The sequence below is a fragment of the Streptomyces sp. NPDC023481 genome (assembly GCF_055560195.1).
In genome coordinates, this window is the sequence record NZ_JBVHJE010000004.1 from 287,512 (window position 1) to 305,858 (window position 18,347).

Below are 18,347 nucleotides of genomic sequence, written 5' to 3' on the forward strand. Positions count from 1 at the left end.
CGATTCTGCTCGCACACCTATGGATTCGCCCGGTATGCGCGCTGTGCGGGGTGCGCCTACCGTGGCCGCATGGGTGATGCGGTGGAACTCGACGTGGGCGGCCGGACGGTACGGCTGTCCAGCCCGGACAAGGTGTTCTTCCCGGAGCGCGGTTTCACCAAGCTGGACCTCGCCCGGTACTACGCCTCCGTCGGCCCCGGCATCCTGCGCGCCCTGCGCAACCGGCCCACCACCCTGGAGCGCTACCCGGACGGCGTCGGCGGCGAGTGGTTCTACCAGAAGCGGGCCCCGAAGGGCATGCCCGACTGGATCCCGACCGCCCACATCACCTTCCCCAGCGGGCGCAGCGCGGACGAGATGTGCCCCACCGAGGAGGCCGCCGTGGTGTGGGCCGCCCAGTACGGCACCCTCACCTTCCATCCCTGGCCGGTGCGCGCCACCGACGTGGACCGCCCCGACGAACTGCGCATCGACCTCGATCCGCAGCCCGGCACCGACTACGCCGACGCGGCCCGCGCCGCCCAGGAACTGCGGGCCGTGCTGGACGAGTTCGGCGGCCTGCGCGGCTGGCCGAAAACCTCCGGCGGCCGGGGCCTGCACGTCTTCGTGCCCATCGAGCCGCGCTGGACCTTCACCCAGGTGCGCCGCGCGGCGATCGCGGTCGGCCGGGAGATGGAACGCCGGATGCCCGACCAGGTGACCATCAAGTGGTGGAAGGAGGAACGCGGGCGCCGGATCTTCCTCGACTACAACCAGACGGCGAGGGACCGCACCATCGCCTCCGCCTACTCGGTACGCCCCCGCCCGCACGCCCCCGTCTCGGCGCCGCTGCGCTGGGAGGAGGTCGGCGTGGCCGAGCCCCGGGACTTCGACCTGGCCACCATGCCGGCCCGGTTCGCCGAACTCGGCGACGTGCACGCCGGCATGGACGACCACGCCCACTCCCTGGAGGCGCTGCTGGAACTGGCCCGCCGGGACGAGCACGACCACGGCCTCGGCGACCTGCCGTACCCGCCGGAGTACCCGAAGATGCCCGGCGAACCCACCCGCGTCCAGCCGAGCCGGGCCCGGCAGAAGCCCTGACGGGCGGCGCGGCAGCGGGTCCGCACCGGCCTGCCGTTCCCCGGCACGGCCACCGCGCTCATCCCCGGCCTGCCGCCCGGCCCCGACGCGTACCCGGTGAAGGCGCGTACCGAGTGTTCCGGGCACCGGCCGGACCGGCGGCGCGCGGCTATTCTGATCGCCAGCCGCCGAGGAGGAGTCCCGAAGTGACCGAGGCAGTGTCGCGTCCCACGCTGGAGGCCGTGGCCGCGCGGGCCGGGGTGTCCCGGGCCACCGTGTCCCGCGTGGTCAACGGCGGCGACGGGGTCCGCGAGCCGCTGGCCGAGCGGGTCCGGCGGGCCGTGGAGGAACTGGGCTACGTGCCCAACCAGGCGGCGCGCAGCCTCGTCACCCGGCGCCACGACGCCGTCGCGGTCGTCATCGCCGAGCCCGAGGCCCGGGTGTTCGCCGACCCCTTCTTCGCCCTCCAGCTGCGCGGCATCAGCAAGGAGCTGACCGCACACGACAACCAGCTGGTGCTGCTGCTCACCGAGGGCCGCGCCGACCACGCGCGGGTGGCCCGGTACCTCGCCGGCGGGCATGTCGACGGCGCGCTCGTCTTCTCCCTGCACCTGGACGACCCGCTGCCCGGTCTCATCCGCGACGCCGGCGTGCCCACCGTGTTCGGCGGACGCCCCGACTGGGGCGCGGACGCGCGGGCGGAGGACCCGGGCGTGGTGTACGTCGACTGCGACAACCGGGGCGGGGCGCGCGCGGCCGTACGGCATCTGCTGGGCCTCGGCCGCCGGCGCGTCGCGCACCTCACCGGGGCGCTGGACCAGACCTCGGCGGTGGACCGGCTCGACGGCTACCGGCAGGTCATGGCCGACGTGCTGGGCGAGAGCGATCCCCTGCTGGTCGTGGAGAGCGACTTCACCCCGTCCGGCGGCGAACGCGCCATGCGGGAACTCCTCGAGCGCTGCCCGGACGTCGACGCCGTGTTCGCCGCCAACGACCTCACCGCGCTCGGCGCGCTCCGGGTGCTGCGCGAGAGCGGCCGGCGGGTGCCCGAGGACGTGGCCGTGGTCGGCTTCGACGACATGCTGCCGGTCACCGAGCAGACCGACCCCCCGCTGACCACGGTCCGTCAGGACATCGAGGAGATGGGCCGGCTGATGGCCCGCCTGCTGCTCCGGGGTCTGTCCGACGGCCGGGACCGGGACCGCGCGACGGCCGGCGGCCCGGACGCACCGGCCGGAGGAGTGATCCTGCCGACGACCCTGATACGCCGCGCCTCCGCGTGACCGCGGCGGCACCCCGCCGGGATCAGCCCTGCCCCGGCTCGCTCCTGATCACCGCGAAGCGGACCCCGTACGGATCGGCCAGCCTGGCCATGCGGCCCACGCCCGCCACGGTCGTCGCGGGCATCCGCACCGCCCCGCCGAGCCGCTCGGCCCGCGCCACCACGGCGTCGGTGTCCTCCACCTCGAAGTACGGCAGCCAGTACGGACCGGACTCCTTCCCGGCCGGATCGTCGGCCAGGTCCACCATCCCGCCGAACATCGCGTCCTCCCCGCCGCCGTCCGGGTTGACGCAGGTGTACGTCCCGCCGGGGAAGGGCACCCCGGACGTCTCCAGGCCGAGCACCCGCCGGTAGAACGCGGCGGCCGCCGCGATGTCCGGCGTGTACAGCTCGACCCAGCACAGCGCGCCCGGCTCGTTCGCCACGTCCACGCCCTTGGTCCGCCCCGGCTGCCAGATGCCGAAGTGCACGCCCGCCTGGTCGGCGAGGACCGCCATACGGCCCCGGTCCATCACGTCCGTCGGCGGGAACAGCACTCTGCCGTGGGCCCGTTCGGCGGTCTCGGCGGTGGTCTGGGCGTCCTCGGTGCGGAAGTACACCGTCCAGGCCGGGGGCGCCTGCCCGGGGCCGGCCGGCGCGCCGCCCGCCACGGTCCGGCCGTCCAGCTGGAAGAAGCCGTAACCGCCGGCGTCCGGCCCCGCCGACCGGAACTCCCAGCCGAACAGGCCGCCGTAGAAGGAGACGGTGCCGTCGATGTCGGGGCTGGTGACGTCGGTCCAGTTGGGCGCGCCGTCGACGAAACGGGTGGTGAGCATCTCGGCCCTCCTCGCAAGGGGTCCCGTCCTGTGCACTGCCGAGTCTCGCACCGCCCACTGACAATCGCCGCCGGGGCCCTCGGGCACACCGCGCCGCCCGCATGTCGTACCGGCTCCGCGCGCCGCCGTGCGCGTGCCGGGCCGGGGGAGCATCATCGGGGCGGCCGAGGACCCCTGGGCGTGCCGTTGAGCCGGCGTTGATCGAACGTTTTCCGGCGTCGGGCAGGCTCCTGGCCATGCACTTCGACACCCTCACCCCGGCCGACGAGACCTGGCAGGCGCAGGCCCTGTGCGCGCAGACCGGGCCGGACTTCTTCTTCCCCGACCCCGGCAGCTCGGTGCGCGAGGCGAAGCGCATCTGCGCCATGTGCGAGATGCGCCCGGCCTGTCTGGAGTACGCGCTGGCGCACGACGAGCGGTTCGGCGTCTGGGGCGGCCTCTCGGAGAAGGAACGCCTGGCCCTGCGCCGCACCGCCCACTGACACCACCGCGACACCACCGCCGACCGGACCCACGGGTCCCGTGAGCCCTGCAGGCCCCGCCGGCCATGGACACCGCGCCCCGCGCGCGTGCCGTCAGCCCGCTGCGCGTGCCGCCATCCGGGCCTTGCGCGCGGCCAGCTTCGCGTCGAACTTCGCCGCCTCCGCGTCCAGGCCGCCCATGTACAGCCCGAGTTCCTCCTGGGCCTGGAGCCCCTCGGGGCCGAGCCCGTCGATCTCCAGGACCTTCAGGAAGCGCAGCACCGGCTGCAGCACGTCGTCGTGGTGGATACGCAGGTTGTAGACCTCGCCGATGGCCATCTGCGCGGCGGCCCGCTCGAAGCCGGGGATGCCGTGACCGGGCATGCGGAAGTCCACGACGACGTCCCGCACCGCCCGCATGGTCAGGTCGGGGGCCAGTTCGAAGGCGGCCTTGAGCAGGTTGCGGTAGAAGACCATGTGCAGGTTCTCGTCGGTCGCGATGCGCGCCAGCATGCGGTCGCAGATCGGGTCCCCGGACTGGTGGCCGGTGTTGCGGTGCGAGATCCGCGTGGCCAGCTCCTGGAAGGCGACGTAGGCGATCGAGTGCAGCATCGAGTGCCGGTTGTCGGACTCGAAGCCCTCGCTCATGTGCGCCATGCGGAACCGTTCCAGCTGGTCCGGGTCGACCGCGCGGGAGGCCAGCAGGTAGTCCCGCATGACGATGCCGTGCCGGCCCTCCTCGGCCGTCCAGCGGTGCACCCAGGTGCCCCAGGCGCCCTCGCGGCCGAAGAGCGTGGCGATCTCGTGGTGGTAGCTCGGCAGGTTGTCCTCGGTCAGCAGGTTGACCACGAGGGCGATACGGCCGATCTCCGTGACCTTGGACTGCTCCTTGTCCCAGGCCTCGCCGTCCTCGAACAGGCCCGGGAAGTTGCGGCCGTCGCTCCACGGCACGTACTCGTGCGGCATCCAGTCCTTGGCGACCTGCAGGTGCCGGTTCAGTTCCTTCTCGACCACTTCCTCCAGCGCGTACAGCAGCCGCGCGTCGGTCCAGACGGACGGGCTGCCGAGGTGAGGGGAAGTGATCGTCACGGGAACTCCAGGGGGACGCCGAACAAAGGAAGTGGAAGGGGACGGTCCGGCGAGCGGTGCCGGAAAACCTACGTGATCGTAGGGTACGAACCCGTAGGTTACGAAGCCGTAGGTTAAGGCGGCCGTAAGGAACCGCTGATCAGCCCATCCTCCCGGCCCACCCCGGGTGCGCCGGACGGCCCCGGGAGCCGCAGGTCCCGGGGCCGTCGGGGCGTCGCGACCGTCCGGTCAGGCGTACAACTCGCGCAGCCGCACCGAGAGGCAGGTCACACAGCCCTCCAGCTTCTCGAACTCGCTGATGTCGACCGTCACCACCTCGTGGCCGAGGTCGGTCAGCAGCTCGGCGGTCTTCGGTGCGCTCGCCGCCATCAGCAGCTTGCTGCCGCCGAGCAGCACCACGTGCGCGCCGGACTCCTCCGGCACCGACAGGAAGCCCGGGAACAGTGACGGCCGGTCGATCTTCGGGATGTGCCCGATGACCGTGCCGTCGGGCAGCGCGGTCACCGCCGACTTCAGGTGCAGCACCCGGCTCACGGGCACGGCGACCACACGGGCGCCCAGCGGTTCGAAGGCCGCCCGCAGCTGCTGCACGCCGGCCGCGTTGGTCCGCCCGCCGCGGCCGACGTACACGGTCTCGCCGACCTTCAGCACGTCACCGCCGTCCAGCGTGCCCGGCTCCCATATCCAGTTCACCGAGCAGCCCAGGCGGGCCACCGCCTCCTCGACGCCGGCGGTCTCCGCCCGCCGGGACTCGGCGCCGGGCCGGGTGATCAGCGCCACGTTCCGGTACATGACGACGGTGTCCTCGACGAACACCGCGTCGGGGCAGTCGTCGGCCGGTTCGACCTCGATCGTCTCCCAGCCGTGCGTGCGCAGGGCCTCGACGTAGGCCTCCCACTGTTCGCCGGCGAGACCGGCATCGACCTTCTCCCGCTCGACGTGCGTCACCAGGCCGTCGGCGAGGCGGGGACCGGGGCGGCGGACGAGGGCCTTCTTGCTGGGCACGAGGGGCCTTTCGAATCGGTCGGTGCGATGGTGCGGTGTCCGGCGCCGAGCACAACGGCGCCGGTCCGTCATCATGCAGGGCGCTCGGGCCAGGACAAAACCTCGCCGCCCGCCCCGGGACGTCGCCGACCGGTCAGGCCGGGTCCCCGAGCGCCTCCGGTGTCGTCTCCCTGAGCACCCCTCCCTCCATCAGCAGCCAGCGGGTGATCCCGATCGACTCCAGGAACGGCAGGTCGTGACCGGCGACGACCAGCGCTCCCTGGTACGACTCCAGGGCCGTGGTCAGCTGCCGGACACTGGCCATGTCGAGGTTGTTGGTCGGCTCGTCCAGCAGCAGCAGGCGCGGTGCGGGCTCGGCGAGCATCAGTGCGGCCAGGGCCGCCCGGAAACGCTCGCCGCCCGACAGGGTGCCCGCCTGCTGGTCGGCCCGCGCGCCCCGGAACAGGAAGCGGGCGAGACGGGCCCGGATCCGGTTGGGGGTGGCGTCCGGCGCGAACCGGGCCACGTTCTCGGCGACCGACAGCGCGTCGTCCAGCACGTCCAGCCGCTGGGGCAGGAACCGCAGCGGGACGTGCGCCGTCGCCGTGCCGGCCAGTGGCGCCAGCTCCCCGGCGATCGTCCGCAGCAGCGTCGTCTTCCCGGAGCCGTTGCGGCCCACCAGGGCGATCCGTTCGGGGCCCCGCAGGTCGAGAACGCCCTCCACGCGCGCGTGGCAGGCCGTTTCCAGGTTCTCCAGCGTGAGCACCTGCCGGCCGGGCGGTACGGCGGTGTAGGGCAGGTCGACGCGGATCTCGTCGTCGTCCCGTACGGCCTCCACCGCGTCGTCCAGCCGCTCCCGGGCCTCGGCGAGCCGCTCCTGGTGCATGATGCGGTGCTTGCCCGCGGACTCCTGGGCCGCGCGTTTGCGCGCGCCCATGACGATCTTCGGTTCGCGTTTGGCGTCCCACATCTTCTGGCCGTACCGCTTGCGGCGGGCCAGTTTGACCTGGGCGTCGGCCAGTTCGCGCCGCTGCTTGCGCACATCGGCCTCGGCGACGCGCACCATGCGCTCGGCCGCCTCCTGCTCGACGGCCAGGGCCTCCTCGTAGGCCGAGAAGTTGCCGCCGTACCAGGTGACCTCCCCGGAGTGCAGCTCCGCGATCCGGTCGACCAGGTCGAGCAGTTCCCGGTCGTGGCTGACCACGATCAGGACGCCCGGCCAGGAGGCGACGGCCTGGTACAGCCGCCGGCGTGCGTACAGGTCGAGGTTGTTGGTGGGCTCGTCCAGCAGCAGGACGTCGGGGCGGCGCAGCAGCAGCGCGGCGAGCCGCAGCAGCACCGACTCGCCGCCGGACACCTCGCCGACGGTCCGGTCCAGGCCGATGTGGCCGAGGCCGAGTTCGCCGAGGGTGGCCAGGGCGCGTTCCTCGACGTCCCAGTCGTCGCCGACGGTCTCGAAGTGCTCGTCGGCGACGTCGCCCGCCTCGATGGCGTGCAGGGCGCGCCGCTGTTCGGCGATGCCGAGGGCCTGGTCGACGCGGAGCGCGGTGTCGAGGGTGACGTTCTGCGGGAGGTGGCCGATCTCGCCGGCCGCGCGGACGGTGCCGTCGGCCGGGACGAGTTCCCCGGCCAGCAGCTTGAGCAGGGTCGACTTGCCTGAGCCGTTGGCGCCGACGAGCCCGGTCCTGCCGGGGCCGAAGGCGATGTCCAGGCCGTCGAGGACGACGGTGCCGTCGGGCCAGGCGAAGGACAGGGAGTGGGCGGTGAGGGATGCGGACATGGGCGCCTCGCGAGGGGTGTGAGCGTTCGGGTGGACGCGTAGGGAGACACCGCGAGGCGGAAACCGGAGGCCGGCACGGAGGGCCACGGAAGAAGGCCTGTGCCGGGGGGACGGCTCGGACGCCGAGGTCGTACGCCGCGCACACCTCACCGGTGCGACGCGGTGCCTCAGGACCTCAGACGAGCAACGTCCTTCTCCAATCGACGGCAACAGAACCGTCATACACCGTAGAAGCGCGCCGGAAGGCTGTCAACGCATTAACGAAAACGCCGCCCACACGCGCGTGACGCTCACGAAGCCGTGTTCAGCAGGCGTCCCGCATCAGCTCGGCCAGGTCGTGGTCCAGGTCCAGCTGGAGGTGCTCCCGGCCGACCGGGACCAGGTCGTCGGCCGCCTCGAGGAATTGCCGTATCTCGCCCGAGCGCACATGCACGACGGCGGTGCCCTCCGGGGCGTGGAACTCCAGCACCGTGCGGTCGTACCCGTACGGCCGCACCCGGACGTCGCCGTGGCCCTCGGGGCCCTGCAGCCCGGCCGCGAGCAGTTCGCGGGAGAAGGTCCAGCACACGTCGACCCCCTCCAGGGTGGCCGGGGCCGGGAAGGTCATACGGACGGCGAACGGGTCGCTCCGGTCGTAGCGCAGCGTCGCGGGAATGCTCGGCATGCGCGGTGCGGCGGCGACGAGACGGGCCTCTACGGGCTGCTCGATGACGGTGGACAACGCGTTGCTCCCTCGTGACGGCTGGACGGCGCGCGGGTGTGCGGCACCCGGCACTGGAAGAGACGACGGAATCGGCCGGTGCGTGCACACGGGGAACAAGTGACCTCGGTCACCGCCTTCATGCACGGGAACGCACAGCTGTTCCCACGCGTCCCCGTCGCGCGCGGTACGGAAGGCCCTCTGGACGGCGCCGGGGCGGTGGGCTAGCTTCGCCCGCCATGAGGCGCTTGGGGAGCACGCGACGCGGGGGACGGGCGGGCCGGCTGGTGGCGGCGGGAGTGGCGTGCGCGGCGGCGCTGGCCGCCCTGACGGCCCCGGCGGCAGGGGCCCGCCCGCTGGGGCAGGGCGGCACCGGCCCGGTGGACTCCGGCCGGGCGCCCGGGCGCTGGGCGGCCAAGGACCCCGGCACGCCACAGGTCCGCTTCCGGGGGCTCGCGGCCGTCGACCGGCACACCGCCTGGCTGGCCGGCACCGGCGGTACGGTACTGCGCACCACGGACGGCGGCACCAGCTGGCGGAACGTCTCTCCGCCGGGTGCGGCCGACGCGGAGTTCCGCGACGTGACGGCGTTCGACGCGCGGCGCGCGGTGGTGCTGGCCATCGGCGAGGGCGAGGCGTCCCGGGTCTACCGCACCGACGACGGCGGTACGACCTGGACGGAGTCCTTCCGCAACACCGACCCGAAGGCCTTCTACGACTGCCTCGCCTTCTTCGACCGCCGGCACGGCCTCGCCCTGAGCGACCCCGTGGACGGCCGGTTCCGCCTGCTGTCCACCGCCGACGGCGGCCGCTCCTGGCGCGTGCTGCCGTCCGGCGGCATGCCGCCCGCGCTGGACGGCGAGGCGGGCTTCGCCGCGAGCGGCCAGTGCCTGGTCGCCTCCGGCCCCCGGGACGTCTGGCTGGCCACCGGCGGCGGCGCCCACGCGCGCGTGCTGCACTCCGCCGACCGGGGGCTGACCTGGACGGCCGCCGACACGCCGATCCCCGCGGGCGATCCGGCGAAGGGCGTCTTCGCGCTCGCCTTCCGCGACAGCGTCCACGGCATCGCGGTCGGCGGCGACTACCGCCCCGGCCAGCCGTCCCCGCAGGCAGCCGCGGTCAGCGCCGACGGGGGCCGCACCTGGCGGCCCGCCGCCGCCCCGCCGCCCGCCTACCGCTCCGGGGCCGCCTGGCTCCCCCACAGCCGCACCGCCGCGCTGGCCGTCGGCCCCACCGGCACCGACCTGACCACCGACGGCGGCCGCAGCTGGCGCACCATCGACACCGGTTCCTACGACACGGTGGCCTGCACGCCCGACCCGAGCTGCTGGGCGGCCGGCGAACACGGAAGGGTGGCACGGCTCGAACGGTGACGTGAGGACGCGGAACCCGGGTACCCGTTCCCTGCCGCAAAGGAAGGGAGCGATCATGCCAGCCGGTTCCAGCCCCAAGCGCGAGCGTCAGTACGAGCACATCAAGAAGAGCGCGCAGGAGCGGGGGGAGAGCACCGGGCGCGCCGAGGAGATCGCCGCGCGCACGGTCAACAAGGAGCGCGCCCGCTCCGGCGAGTCCAAGACCGCCAGCCGCAGCTCGACCCAGGACATGTCGTCGTCCAAGCGCGGCGGTCAGCGGTCGGGCAACCGGACGGGCCCGCAGGGCCCCACGCGCGACCAGTTGTACAACGAGGCGAAGCAGCGCGGCATCGAAGGCCGTTCGCACATGAACAAGGACGAGCTGCAGCGCGCCCTGAGGTCCAAGAAGGGCTGACGGCCGCCGGGCCGGACGCGCCGCGGCCGTCGACCGGGGGCGTCAGCCGAGTGTCTGCCGGTGACGGGCCAGTTCGGGGGCCGTCTTCGTGGCGATGAACTCCGTGATCCGGTAGGAGCACACGCCGGCCACGGTGAACGGGTCGCCCGCGACGAGCTCCTCGATGCGGGCGCGGTCCCCCGCGACGGCGAGGATCACCCCGCCGTCGCGGGGGTTCTTGCGCCCCGAGGCCAGGAAGAAGCCCTTCTCGTACTGCTCCTCCAGCCAGGCCACGTGGTCCGGCAGTACGGCGTCCACGGCGTCGAGCGGTGCGGTGTAGGTCAGTTCCAGTACGAACATGATCGCGACCCTACCCCCGCCGGCCGGGTGGCCCGCGCCGGGCCCGTAGAGTCACCCGGCATGACGATCGTCGGCGTACCCGCGGGCTGGCCCGCGACGGAGGAGGAGGCCCGCGCCGTGCAGGACGGGCTGCGCGGGCGGGTGGTGCTGGACGAGCCCGGACCGCCGCCCGGCACGGGCCGCGTCACGGGGGTCGACGTCGCCTACGACGACGCCCTGGACCTGGTCGCGGCGGCCGCCGTCGTGCTGGACGCCGCCACCCTGGACGTCGTCGCGGAGGCGACCGCCGTGGGCCGGGTGTCCTTCCCGTACGTGCCCGGGCTCCTCGCCTTCCGCGAGATCCCCACCGTCCGCGCCGCCCTGGAACGGCTGCCGTGCCCGCCCGGGCTCGTCGTGTGCGACGGCTACGGCCTGGCCCACCCGCGCCGCTTCGGCCTGGCCAGCCACCTGGGCGTGATCACCGGCCTGCCCACCCTCGGCGTCGCCAAGAACCCGTTCACGTTCACGTACGACGACCCCGGGCCGGAGCGGGGCCGCTCCGCGCCGCTGCTCGCCGGAACCGAGGAGGTCGGGCGGGCCCTGCGCACCCGGGACGGCGTCAAGCCGGTCTTCGTGTCGGTCGGCCACCGGGTGAGCCTCGCCAACGCCGTGGCGCACACGCTCGCGCTGACCCCGCGGTTCCGGCTGCCGGAGACCACCCGGCGCGCGGACGCCCTGTGCCGGCGGGCCCTGCGCGAGGCGGCGCGGGGCCCGGCCGGCGGCGGGGCTCAGGAATCCACGACGCGCCAGGCGCCGACCTCCTGGTACGCCGAGTCGTAGACGGCCGAACCGTCGCCGGGTTCCAGGGCGTAATGGCGCAGGTTGCCACCCCAGTACCGCAGGATGCGCTCCAGCTCGCCCACCCGGTCCCGCGCCACCGCGCCGTCGTCCACGGTCACCTCCAGTACGAACTTCACGTCCGCTCCGCCTCCTTGGGTCGTCCGGGATGAGCCCCCATCCTGCCGGACGACCACCCGCCCGTGCCCCGGGGCGGCCACGAGCTAGCGCCGGGCCGCCACCCGGAAGGTGATGCCCGCCGCGCGCAGCCGCTCGGTCAGGGCGTCGCCCATCGCCTGTGCCGTGGTGACCTGGCCGGCCGTCTCCGGAAGGTCGTCGAAGGCCAGGCACAGGGCCGCTTCGGCGAACATCTTCGCCGTCTCGTCGTAGCCCGGGTCGCCGCCCGCGACCTCGGTGTACACGCGCCGGCCGGCACCCTCGCCGACGAACCGCACCGAGAACCAGCTCTCCGCCCGCTTCCGCGCGCTCGGCCCCTCGCCCGGTGCGAGCCGGGCCGACAGCCGGCGCCGCACAGGCGGCAGCTGGGCCGCGGCCGCCACCGCGCCGACGGCGGCGACCCCGCCGAGGGCGACCGGCAGCCGCCGCACGGCCGCGTAGTGCCGGTAGCGGAAGTCCGGGCCGTACCGCTCCAGCGCCCGCGCCGAACGGCGCACGATCCCCGGGTCGATGGTGGGCAGCGGCAAGGCCCACGCGCCGACCTCCGCGGCGAACCTCGGCGTGCCGGCCGGCGCCGACACCCGGCGCCCGGGCAGCCGCGGCTCGTGCCGGGCCCGCTCGCGCGCGGCGGCCCGCATCCGCCGCCCGCGGGCCAGCTGGTGCAGGGCCGAGGCGAGGGTGCCGCCGGAGAAGGCCCCGGCGGCGGTCACATAGCCGTCGACGGTCAGCGGCACGCCCTCGGGGAGCTGCCGGACGGTGAAGTACACGCCCAGGTCGTGCGGTACGGAGTCGAAACCGCACGCGTGCACCAGGCGGGCGCCCGTCTCCCGCGCGCGTGCGTCGTGCCGGACGTACGTCAGGTCCACGAACTCCGGCTCGCCGGTCAGGTCCAGGTAGTCGGTGCCGGTGTCGGCGCAGGCGGCGACGAGGTCCTCGCCGTACAGCAGGTAGGGCCCCACGGTCGTGGCGACCACGCGCGCGTGCTCGGCGAGAGCCCGCAGGGTGGCCGGTTCGGCCGCGTCGGCCCGCAGGACGCCGACGTCCGCGCCGCCCGGCAGGCCGGCGCGCAGCCGTTCCAGCCGCCGTTCGTCGCGGCCGGCGACCGCCCAGCGCAGGTCCCCCGGCGCGTGCTCGGCGAGATAGTGGGCGGTGAGCGCGCCGACGAAGCCCGTGGCTCCGAAGAGCACGAGGTCGTACGGACGGTCCGTCCTGCTCATCCTGCTCATGACACCCCTAGGTTCGTGCGGACGCCGCACAGCCCGCGCCGCTGTCGGTGGCCGAGGCTAGCGTGAGGAGCGCGGAGCCCGACGACCAGCCCGGAGGCAGCGGTGGCCGTAGCCGGAAACGCCTTGGAGCAGCGGGAGGCCGGCGCACGCCCCGCGGCGGTCCGGTCACTCGTCCGGGTGAGGGATGGCGTGCGGGGCACTTGGCTAAGCGCTTGCTCGTTCAGGTCTTGTGCCCGGTGGAACGCGTTCCTAGCATCACCGGTGTTACATCGGTTGTGTCACACGCACGTGGGGGCTGGAGCATGACAACGGCACAGACGCCGCCGACGCCGGGCCACGGCCCGCTGACCGGCGTGCGCGTGGTCGAGCTCGCCGGCATCGGGCCGGGCCCGTTCGCCGCCATGCTGCTGGCCGACCTGGGCGCCGACGTGGTCCGGGTGGACCGCCCGGGCGGCCCGGGCCTCGCGATCGATCCGGCCCACGACGTCACCAACCGCAACAAGCGCTCGATCGTGGTCGACCTGAAGGCGCCGGACGGCCCGGCGCGCGTCCTGGACCTCGCCGAGCGCGCCGACATCCTCGTCGAGGGCTACCGCCCGGGCGTCGCCGAGCGGCTCGGCATCGGCCCCGCGGACTGCCACGCCCGCAACCCCCGCCTGGTCTACGGCCGGATGACCGGCTGGGGCCAGGACGGCCCCCTCGCCCACCGCGCCGGCCACGACATCGCCTACATCGCGCTCACCGGCACCCTCGGCATGATCGGCCGCCCCGACGAGCCCCCGGCCGTGCCCGCCAACCTCCTCGGGGACTACGCGGGCGGCTCCCTCTACCTGGTCGTCGGCGTCCTCGCCGCCCTGCACCACGCGCGCGCCACCGGCACCGGCCAGGTGGTCGACGCGGCCATCGTGGACGGCACCGCCCACCTGTCCGCGATGATCCACGGCATGCTCGCCGCCGGCGGCTGGCAGGACCGGCGCGCCGCCAACCTCCTGGACGGCGGCTGCCCGTACTACGGCACCTACGAGACCGCCGACGGGCGGTACATGGCGGTCGGCGCCCTGGAGGCCAGGTTCTACGAGGAGTTCCTGCGCCTGCTCGGCCTGGACGACGTGGACGACCTGCTGCCCGCCCGCAGGGACCCGGCCCGCTGGGGCGAGCTGCGCGCACGCGTCGCCGCCGCCTTCCGCTCCCGCACCCGGGCGGAGTGGACCGCCGTCTTCGAGGACTCCGACGCCTGCGTGGCACCCGTTCTGAGCCTCCGCGAGGCCCCCGGCCACCCGCACCTGGCCGCCCGCGGCACCTTCACCGACCACGACGGCATCACCCAGCCCGCCCCCGCCCCCCGCTTCTCCGCGACCCCCACCGCCGTCCGCACCGGCCCCGCCCGGCCCGGCGCGGACACGGAGGCGGTCGCCCGGGACTGGGGGACACCGGCCCGCCCCGCCGGCGAGCAGGACGCACCCGACGACCTCGTCACCGACCGCGGCCGACCCCGCACCCCGCTCGGCCCACCCTCCCGAAAGGCACCCCAGTGAGCACCGAAGCGTACGTGTACGACGCGATCCGCACCCCGCGCGGCCGCGGCAAGGCGAACGGCGCCCTGCACGGCACGAAGCCCATCGACCTGGTCGTCGGCCTCATCCACGAGATCCGCGACCGCTTCCCCGGCCTGGACCCGGCCGCGATCGACGACATCGTGCTCGGCGTCGTCGGCCCCGTGGGCGACCAGGGCTCCGACATCGCCCGGATCGCCGCCATCGCCGCCGGACTGCCGGACACGGTCGCGGGCGTGCAGGAGAACCGCTTCTGTGCCTCCGGTCTGGAGGCCGTCAACCTGGCCGCCGCCAAGGTCCGCGCGGGCTGGGAGGACCTGGTCCTCGCGGGCGGTGTCGAGTCCATGTCCCGGGTCCCGATGGCCTCGGACGGCGGTGCCTGGTTCAACGACCCGATGACCAACCTCGCCGTCAACTTCGTGCCGCAGGGCATCGGTGCCGACCTGATCGCCACCATCGAGGGCTTCTCCCGCCGCGACGTCGACGAGTACGCGGCGCTGTCCCAGGAGCGCGCCGCCACCGCCTGGAAGGAGGGCCGCTTCGACCGCTCCGTGGTCCCCGTGAAGGACCGCACCGGCCTGGTCGTCCTCGACCACGACGAGCACCTGCGCCCCGGCACCACCGCCGACTCCCTCGGCAAGCTCAAGCCGTCGTTCGCGGACATCGGCGACCTGGGCGGCTTCGACGCGGTCGCGCTGCAGAAGTACCACTGGGTGGAGAAGATCGACCACGTCCACCACGCGGGCAACTCCTCCGGGATCGTGGACGGCGCCTCCCTCGTCGCCATCGGCTCCCGCGAGGTCGGCGAGCGCTACGGCCTCACCCCGCGCGCGCGGATCGTCTCCGCGGCCGTCTCCGGCTCCGAGCCCACCATCATGCTCACCGGACCCGCCCCCGCCACCCGCAAGGCACTGGCCAAGGCCGGCCTCACCATCGACGACATCGACCTGGTCGAGATCAACGAGGCGTTCGCCGCGGTCGTCCTGCGCTTCGTGAAGGACATGGGCCTCACCCTGGACAAGGTCAACGTCAACGGCGGCGCCATCGCCCTCGGCCACCCGCTCGGTGCCACCGGCGCCATGATCCTCGGCTCGCTCGTGGACGAACTGGAACGCCAGGACAAACGCCGCGGACTGGCCACCCTGTGCGTCGGCGGCGGCATGGGCATCGCCACCATCATCGAACGCATCTGAACTCCCCGCGGAACCGAGCGACTTCAACGGAGACGACTGTCATGACCGAGAGCACCACCATCCGCTGGGAGCAGGACGACACCGGTGTCGTCACCCTCGTCCTGGACGACCCGAACCAGTCCGCGAACACCATGAACCAGGCGTTCCGCGACTCCCTCGCCGTGATCACCGACCGGCTGGAGGCGGAGCGGGACACCATCCGTGGCATCATCCTCACGTCCGCCAAGAAGACCTTCTTCGCGGGCGGCGACCTGCGCGACCTCATCCGGGTCACGCCGCAGACCGCGCAGGACCTGTTCGACGGCGGCCTCGCCATCAAGCGGAACCTGCGCCGCATCGAGACCCTCGGCAAGCCGGTCGTCGCCGCGATCAACGGCGCGGCCCTCGGCGGCGGCTTCGAACTGGCCCTCGCCTGTCACCACCGGGTGGCCCTCGACACCCCCGGAACCAGGATCGGCTGCCCCGAGGTCACCCTCGGCCTGCTGCCCGGCGGCGGCGGAGTCGTCCGCACCGTACGGCTGCTCGGCATCACGGACGCCCTGATGAAGGTGCTCCTCCAGGGACAGCAGTACAACGCGCGGCGCGCCCAGGAGAACGGCCTCGTCCACGAGGTCGCCGCCACCCCCGGGGAACTGCTCGACAAGGCCCGCGCGTTCATCGACGCCCACCCCGAGTCCCAGCAGCCCTGGGACACGCCGGGCTACCGGATCCCCGGCGGCACCCCCGCCCACCCGAAGTTCGCCGCCAACCTGCCCGCCTTCCCGGCGAACCTGCGCAAGCAGACGGCCGGCGCCCCCTACCCGGCGCCGCGCAACATCCTCGCCGCCGCCGTCGAGGGCTCCCAGGTCGACTTCGAGACCGCCCAGGTCATCGAGGCCCGCTACTTCGTGGAACTGGCCGCCGGGCAGACCTCGAAGAACATGATCCAGGCCTTCTTCTTCGACCTCCAGGCGGTCAACTCGGGCGCCAACCGCCCCCAGGGCGTCGAGCCCCGCCAGGTCCGCAGGGCGGCCGTCCTCGGCGCCGGCATGATGGGCGCCGGCATCGCCTACGCGTGTGCCCGCGCCGGCATCGACGTCGTCCTCAAGGACGTCTCCCTGGAGGCGGCCCTCAAGGGCAAGGCGTACTCCGAGAAGCTGTGCGCCAAGGCCGTCGCCAAGGGCCGTACCAGCCAGGAGAAGGCGGACGCGCTGCTCGCCCGGATCATCCCCACCGCCGAGGCGGCCGACCTCGCCGGCTGCGACGCGGTGATCGAGGCCGTGTTCGAGGACACCGCCCTCAAGCACAAGGTGTTCCAGGAGATCGAGCAGGTCGTCGCCCCCGACGCGCTGCTGTGCTCCAACACCTCCACGCTGCCCATCACCACCCTCGCCGAGGGCGTGCAGCGCCAGGCCGACTTCATCGGACTGCACTTCTTCTCACCGGTCGACAAGATGCCCCTGGTCGAGATCATCAAGGGGGAACGCACCGGCGACGAGGCCCTCGCGCGGGCCTTCGACCTGGTCCGGCAGATCAACAAGACCCCGATCGTCGTCAACGACTCGCGCGGCTTCTTCACCTCCCGGGTGATCGGCCACTTCATCAACGAGGGCGTCGCCATGGTCGGCGAGGGCGTCGAGCCCGCCTCCGTGGAGCAGGCCGCCGCCCAGGCCGGCTACCCGGCGAAGGTGCTCTCCCTCATGGACGAGCTGACCCTCACCCTCCCGCGCAAGATCCGCAACGAGACGAGGCAGGCGGTGCAGGAGGCGGGCGGCACCTGGACCGCGCACCCCGCGGAGGCCGTCATCGACCGCATGGTGGACGAGTTCGGCCGCACCGGCCGCAGCGGCGGCGCCGGCTTCTACGACTACACCGAGGACGGCAGGCGCTCCGGGCTCTGGCCGGGCCTGCGCGAGCACTTCACCCGGCCCGGGCACGAGATCCCGTTCCGGGACATGCAGGAGCGCATGCTCTTCGCCGAGGCGCTCGACACCGTACGCCTCCTGGAGGAGGGCGTCCTCACCTCCGTCGCCGACGCCAACATCGGCTCCATCCTCGGCATCGGCTTCCCCGGCTGGACCGGCGGCGTGCTGCAGTACATCAACGGATACGAGGGCGGCCTGCCCGGCTTCGTCGCCCGCGCCCGCGAGCTGGCCGAGCGCTACGGCGAGCGGTTCACCCCGCCCGCCCTGCTCGTGTCGAAGGCCGAGAAGGGGGAGACCTTCACCGACGGGCGCTGACCGGCCTCACGCGGACGGCGTGCCCCGGGACTCCGCCTCTGGGGCCGCCGACCCGTCCAGCCACTGGCGCAGCTCGTCCTTCAGCGACCGCTGGAAGGTGGTGAGCAGCGCCTGCACCACGAGCGGGTGCACATGGGCCGACAGCGACTTCACATCCCGCGTGTCGCGTTCGGCCACGGCCTCGCGCAGCAGGTCCGACAGCTCGTGTGCCGCCGCGCGCGCGTGGTCGGTCAGGACGGTCCGGGCGGCCAGGATCGTCTCCTGGGCCAGCGGTACGTCCAGCAGCTGCACCGCGAGCCGCAGCAGACCGCAGTCCACCCGGTAGGCCTCCCCGTCCCGGGTCACCACGTTCATCGCGGCCAGCCGGTCCACGTCCTCCCCGGTCAGCCGGCGTCCCGCCCGCCGCTCCAGCTCCGGGCGGGACACGCTCTCCACGGTGTCCGGTGCCCAGGAGGCGACCACCGCCCGGTGGATCGCCAGGTCGTGCGGGCCGAGGTCCGCCGGCAGCTGCCGCAGGTGCCGCTCGATCGCCGCCAGGGTCATGCCCTGCTGCTGCATCTCCTCGATCAGCGCGAGCCGGGCCAGGTGTTCGCGGCCGTAGTGGCCCACCCGGCGCGGACCGATCACCGGCGGCGGCAGCAGCCCCCTGGTGCCGTAGAAGCGGACCGTGCGGACCGTGACGCCCGCCCGCGCGGCCAGCTCGTCGATCGTCAGGGTGGGCTCCCCGGTGTCGGTCGTCATGCGCAGCAGTATCGCTGTCCCACCAATGGTGTGACAGCCGGGGAGGGCCCGTGGTGACCGTGTGAGAAGAACCGCTCTGTGACGTGGACCACCGCATGCCGGCCGAAACGTCTGGGAAGCTGCTGGCTTGGTCTGTGCCCCGA

General features: G+C 73.6%; 18 protein-coding genes. 9 read left to right on the forward strand and 9 right to left on the reverse strand.

Annotated elements, in window-relative coordinates:
* Positions 1-69: 69 nt before the first annotated feature.
* Positions 70-1,083 (forward strand): non-homologous end-joining DNA ligase, encoded by a 1,014-nt coding sequence (ligD, locus tag ACZ3ZD_RS11430; protein ID WP_467395542.1) that lies wholly within the window; start codon positions 70-72, stop codon positions 1,081-1,083.
* A 185-nt stretch (positions 1,084-1,268) separates the two neighbouring features.
* The gene (locus tag ACZ3ZD_RS11435) at positions 1,269-2,345 is read left to right on the forward strand and encodes a LacI family DNA-binding transcriptional regulator (protein WP_467395543.1); all 1,077 of its coding nucleotides are present in this window, start codon (positions 1,269-1,271) and stop codon (positions 2,343-2,345) included.
* A gap of 22 nt (positions 2,346-2,367) precedes the next feature.
* On the opposite strand, the gene ACZ3ZD_RS11440 is transcribed toward ACZ3ZD_RS11435, so the two are convergent.
* Entirely contained in the window at positions 2,368-3,159 is a 792-nt protein-coding gene (locus tag ACZ3ZD_RS11440) for a VOC family protein (protein WP_467395544.1), read from the reverse strand.
* Between the two features lie 236 nt (positions 3,160-3,395).
* Between ACZ3ZD_RS11440 and ACZ3ZD_RS11445 the strand changes: the two genes are divergently transcribed.
* Positions 3,396-3,641: a WhiB family transcriptional regulator gene (locus ACZ3ZD_RS11445; RefSeq protein WP_467395545.1), complete on the forward strand. Its 246-nt coding sequence runs from the start codon at positions 3,396-3,398 to the stop codon at positions 3,639-3,641.
* A gap of 93 nt (positions 3,642-3,734) precedes the next feature.
* On the opposite strand, the gene ACZ3ZD_RS11450 is transcribed toward ACZ3ZD_RS11445, so the two are convergent.
* From ACZ3ZD_RS11450 to ssgD, 4 genes are all read right to left on the reverse strand, one after another.
* On the reverse strand, positions 3,735-4,709 hold the full coding sequence (locus tag ACZ3ZD_RS11450; protein ID WP_467395546.1) for an acyl-ACP desaturase: 975 nt from the start codon (positions 4,707-4,709) through the stop codon (positions 3,735-3,737).
* 228 nt (positions 4,710-4,937) lie between these two features.
* Entirely contained in the window at positions 4,938-5,714 is a 777-nt protein-coding gene (gene ddaH / locus ACZ3ZD_RS11455; protein ID WP_467395547.1) for a dimethylargininase, read from the reverse strand.
* Between the two features lie 133 nt (positions 5,715-5,847).
* Positions 5,848-7,473, reverse strand: a complete 1,626-nt coding sequence (locus tag ACZ3ZD_RS11460) for an ABC-F family ATP-binding cassette domain-containing protein (protein ID WP_467395548.1) — start codon at positions 7,471-7,473, stop codon at positions 5,848-5,850.
* Between the two features lie 304 nt (positions 7,474-7,777).
* The gene (ssgD, locus tag ACZ3ZD_RS11465; RefSeq protein WP_467395549.1) at positions 7,778-8,194 is read right to left on the reverse strand and encodes a spore wall synthesis regulator SsgD; all 417 of its coding nucleotides are present in this window, start codon (positions 8,192-8,194) and stop codon (positions 7,778-7,780) included.
* Positions 8,195-8,412: 218 nt separating this feature from the next.
* Here ssgD and ACZ3ZD_RS11470 point away from each other — a divergent pair, with 218 nt between their 5' ends.
* Positions 8,413-9,546, forward strand: coding sequence for a WD40/YVTN/BNR-like repeat-containing protein (locus ACZ3ZD_RS11470; protein ID WP_467395550.1), 1,134 nt, complete (start codon positions 8,413-8,415; stop codon positions 9,544-9,546).
* 55 nt (positions 9,547-9,601) lie between these two features.
* Positions 9,602-9,940 carry a plasmid stabilization protein gene (locus ACZ3ZD_RS11475; protein WP_467395551.1) on the forward strand — a complete coding sequence of 113 codons (339 nt, stop codon included), beginning with the start codon at positions 9,602-9,604 and terminating at the stop codon, positions 9,938-9,940.
* Between the two features lie 42 nt (positions 9,941-9,982).
* On the opposite strand, the gene ACZ3ZD_RS11480 is transcribed toward ACZ3ZD_RS11475, so the two are convergent.
* A complete protein-coding gene (locus ACZ3ZD_RS11480) occupies positions 9,983-10,279 on the reverse strand; it encodes a YciI family protein (protein ID WP_467395552.1) in 297 nt (98 codons plus the stop codon).
* A gap of 60 nt (positions 10,280-10,339) precedes the next feature.
* On the opposite strand from ACZ3ZD_RS11480, the gene ACZ3ZD_RS11485 reads away from it, so the two are divergent.
* Entirely contained in the window at positions 10,340-11,098 is a 759-nt protein-coding gene (locus tag ACZ3ZD_RS11485; RefSeq protein WP_467395553.1) for an endonuclease V, read from the forward strand.
* Here ACZ3ZD_RS11485 and ACZ3ZD_RS11490 read toward each other — a convergent pair.
* Entirely contained in the window at positions 11,047-11,235 is a 189-nt protein-coding gene (locus ACZ3ZD_RS11490) for a hypothetical protein (protein WP_467395554.1), read from the reverse strand. The genes ACZ3ZD_RS11485 and ACZ3ZD_RS11490 overlap by 52 nt on opposite strands.
* Before the next feature lie 84 nt (positions 11,236-11,319).
* Entirely contained in the window at positions 11,320-12,498 is a 1,179-nt protein-coding gene (locus tag ACZ3ZD_RS11495) for a saccharopine dehydrogenase family protein (protein ID WP_467395555.1), read from the reverse strand.
* A gap of 302 nt (positions 12,499-12,800) precedes the next feature.
* On the opposite strand from ACZ3ZD_RS11495, the gene ACZ3ZD_RS11500 reads away from it, so the two are divergent.
* From ACZ3ZD_RS11500 to ACZ3ZD_RS11510, 3 genes are read left to right on the forward strand one after another with little or no spacing between them, the layout of a single operon-like run.
* Positions 12,801-14,033, forward strand: a complete 1,233-nt coding sequence (locus tag ACZ3ZD_RS11500) for a CaiB/BaiF CoA transferase family protein (RefSeq protein ID WP_467395556.1) — start codon at positions 12,801-12,803, stop codon at positions 14,031-14,033.
* Complete coding sequence (locus ACZ3ZD_RS11505; RefSeq protein ID WP_467395557.1) at positions 14,030-15,244, forward strand: acetyl-CoA C-acetyltransferase; 1,215 nt, start codon at positions 14,030-14,032, stop codon at positions 15,242-15,244. Before ACZ3ZD_RS11500 ends, ACZ3ZD_RS11505 begins: the two co-directional genes overlap by 4 nt.
* Before the next feature lie 41 nt (positions 15,245-15,285).
* Positions 15,286-17,463, forward strand: a complete 2,178-nt coding sequence (locus tag ACZ3ZD_RS11510; protein WP_467395558.1) for a 3-hydroxyacyl-CoA dehydrogenase NAD-binding domain-containing protein — start codon at positions 15,286-15,288, stop codon at positions 17,461-17,463.
* Between the two features lie 6 nt (positions 17,464-17,469).
* Here ACZ3ZD_RS11510 and ACZ3ZD_RS11515 read toward each other — a convergent pair whose 3' ends face one another.
* The gene (locus tag ACZ3ZD_RS11515) at positions 17,470-18,204 is read right to left on the reverse strand and encodes a MerR family transcriptional regulator (RefSeq protein WP_467395559.1); all 735 of its coding nucleotides are present in this window, start codon (positions 18,202-18,204) and stop codon (positions 17,470-17,472) included.
* Positions 18,205-18,347: the final 143 nt, after the last annotated feature.

Bases quoted from the DNA above. Each gene is read 5' to 3' on its own strand.
- ACZ3ZD_RS11485 (WP_467395553.1), top strand. From the start codon at position 10,340: ATGACGATCGTCGGCGTACCCGCGGGCTGGCCCGCGACGGAGGAGGAG.
- ACZ3ZD_RS11515 (WP_467395559.1), bottom strand. From the start codon at position 18,204: ATGACGACCGACACCGGGGAGCCCACCCTGACGATCGACGAGCTGGCC.
- ACZ3ZD_RS11440 (WP_467395544.1), bottom strand. From the start codon at position 3,159: ATGCTCACCACCCGTTTCGTCGACGGCGCGCCCAACTGGACCGACGTC.
- ACZ3ZD_RS11510 (WP_467395558.1), top strand. From the start codon at position 15,286: ATGACCGAGAGCACCACCATCCGCTGGGAGCAGGACGACACCGGTGTC.
- ligD (WP_467395542.1), top strand. From the start codon at position 70: ATGGGTGATGCGGTGGAACTCGACGTGGGCGGCCGGACGGTACGGCTG.
- ACZ3ZD_RS11495 (WP_467395555.1), bottom strand. From the start codon at position 12,498: ATGAGCAGGATGAGCAGGACGGACCGTCCGTACGACCTCGTGCTCTTC.
- ACZ3ZD_RS11500 (WP_467395556.1), top strand. From the start codon at position 12,801: ATGACAACGGCACAGACGCCGCCGACGCCGGGCCACGGCCCGCTGACC.
- ACZ3ZD_RS11475 (WP_467395551.1), top strand. From the start codon at position 9,602: ATGCCAGCCGGTTCCAGCCCCAAGCGCGAGCGTCAGTACGAGCACATC.
- ACZ3ZD_RS11460 (WP_467395548.1), bottom strand. From the start codon at position 7,473: ATGTCCGCATCCCTCACCGCCCACTCCCTGTCCTTCGCCTGGCCCGAC.
- ACZ3ZD_RS11445 (WP_467395545.1), top strand. From the start codon at position 3,396: ATGCACTTCGACACCCTCACCCCGGCCGACGAGACCTGGCAGGCGCAG.
- ACZ3ZD_RS11480 (WP_467395552.1), bottom strand. From the start codon at position 10,279: ATGTTCGTACTGGAACTGACCTACACCGCACCGCTCGACGCCGTGGAC.
- ACZ3ZD_RS11470 (WP_467395550.1), top strand. From the start codon at position 8,413: ATGAGGCGCTTGGGGAGCACGCGACGCGGGGGACGGGCGGGCCGGCTG.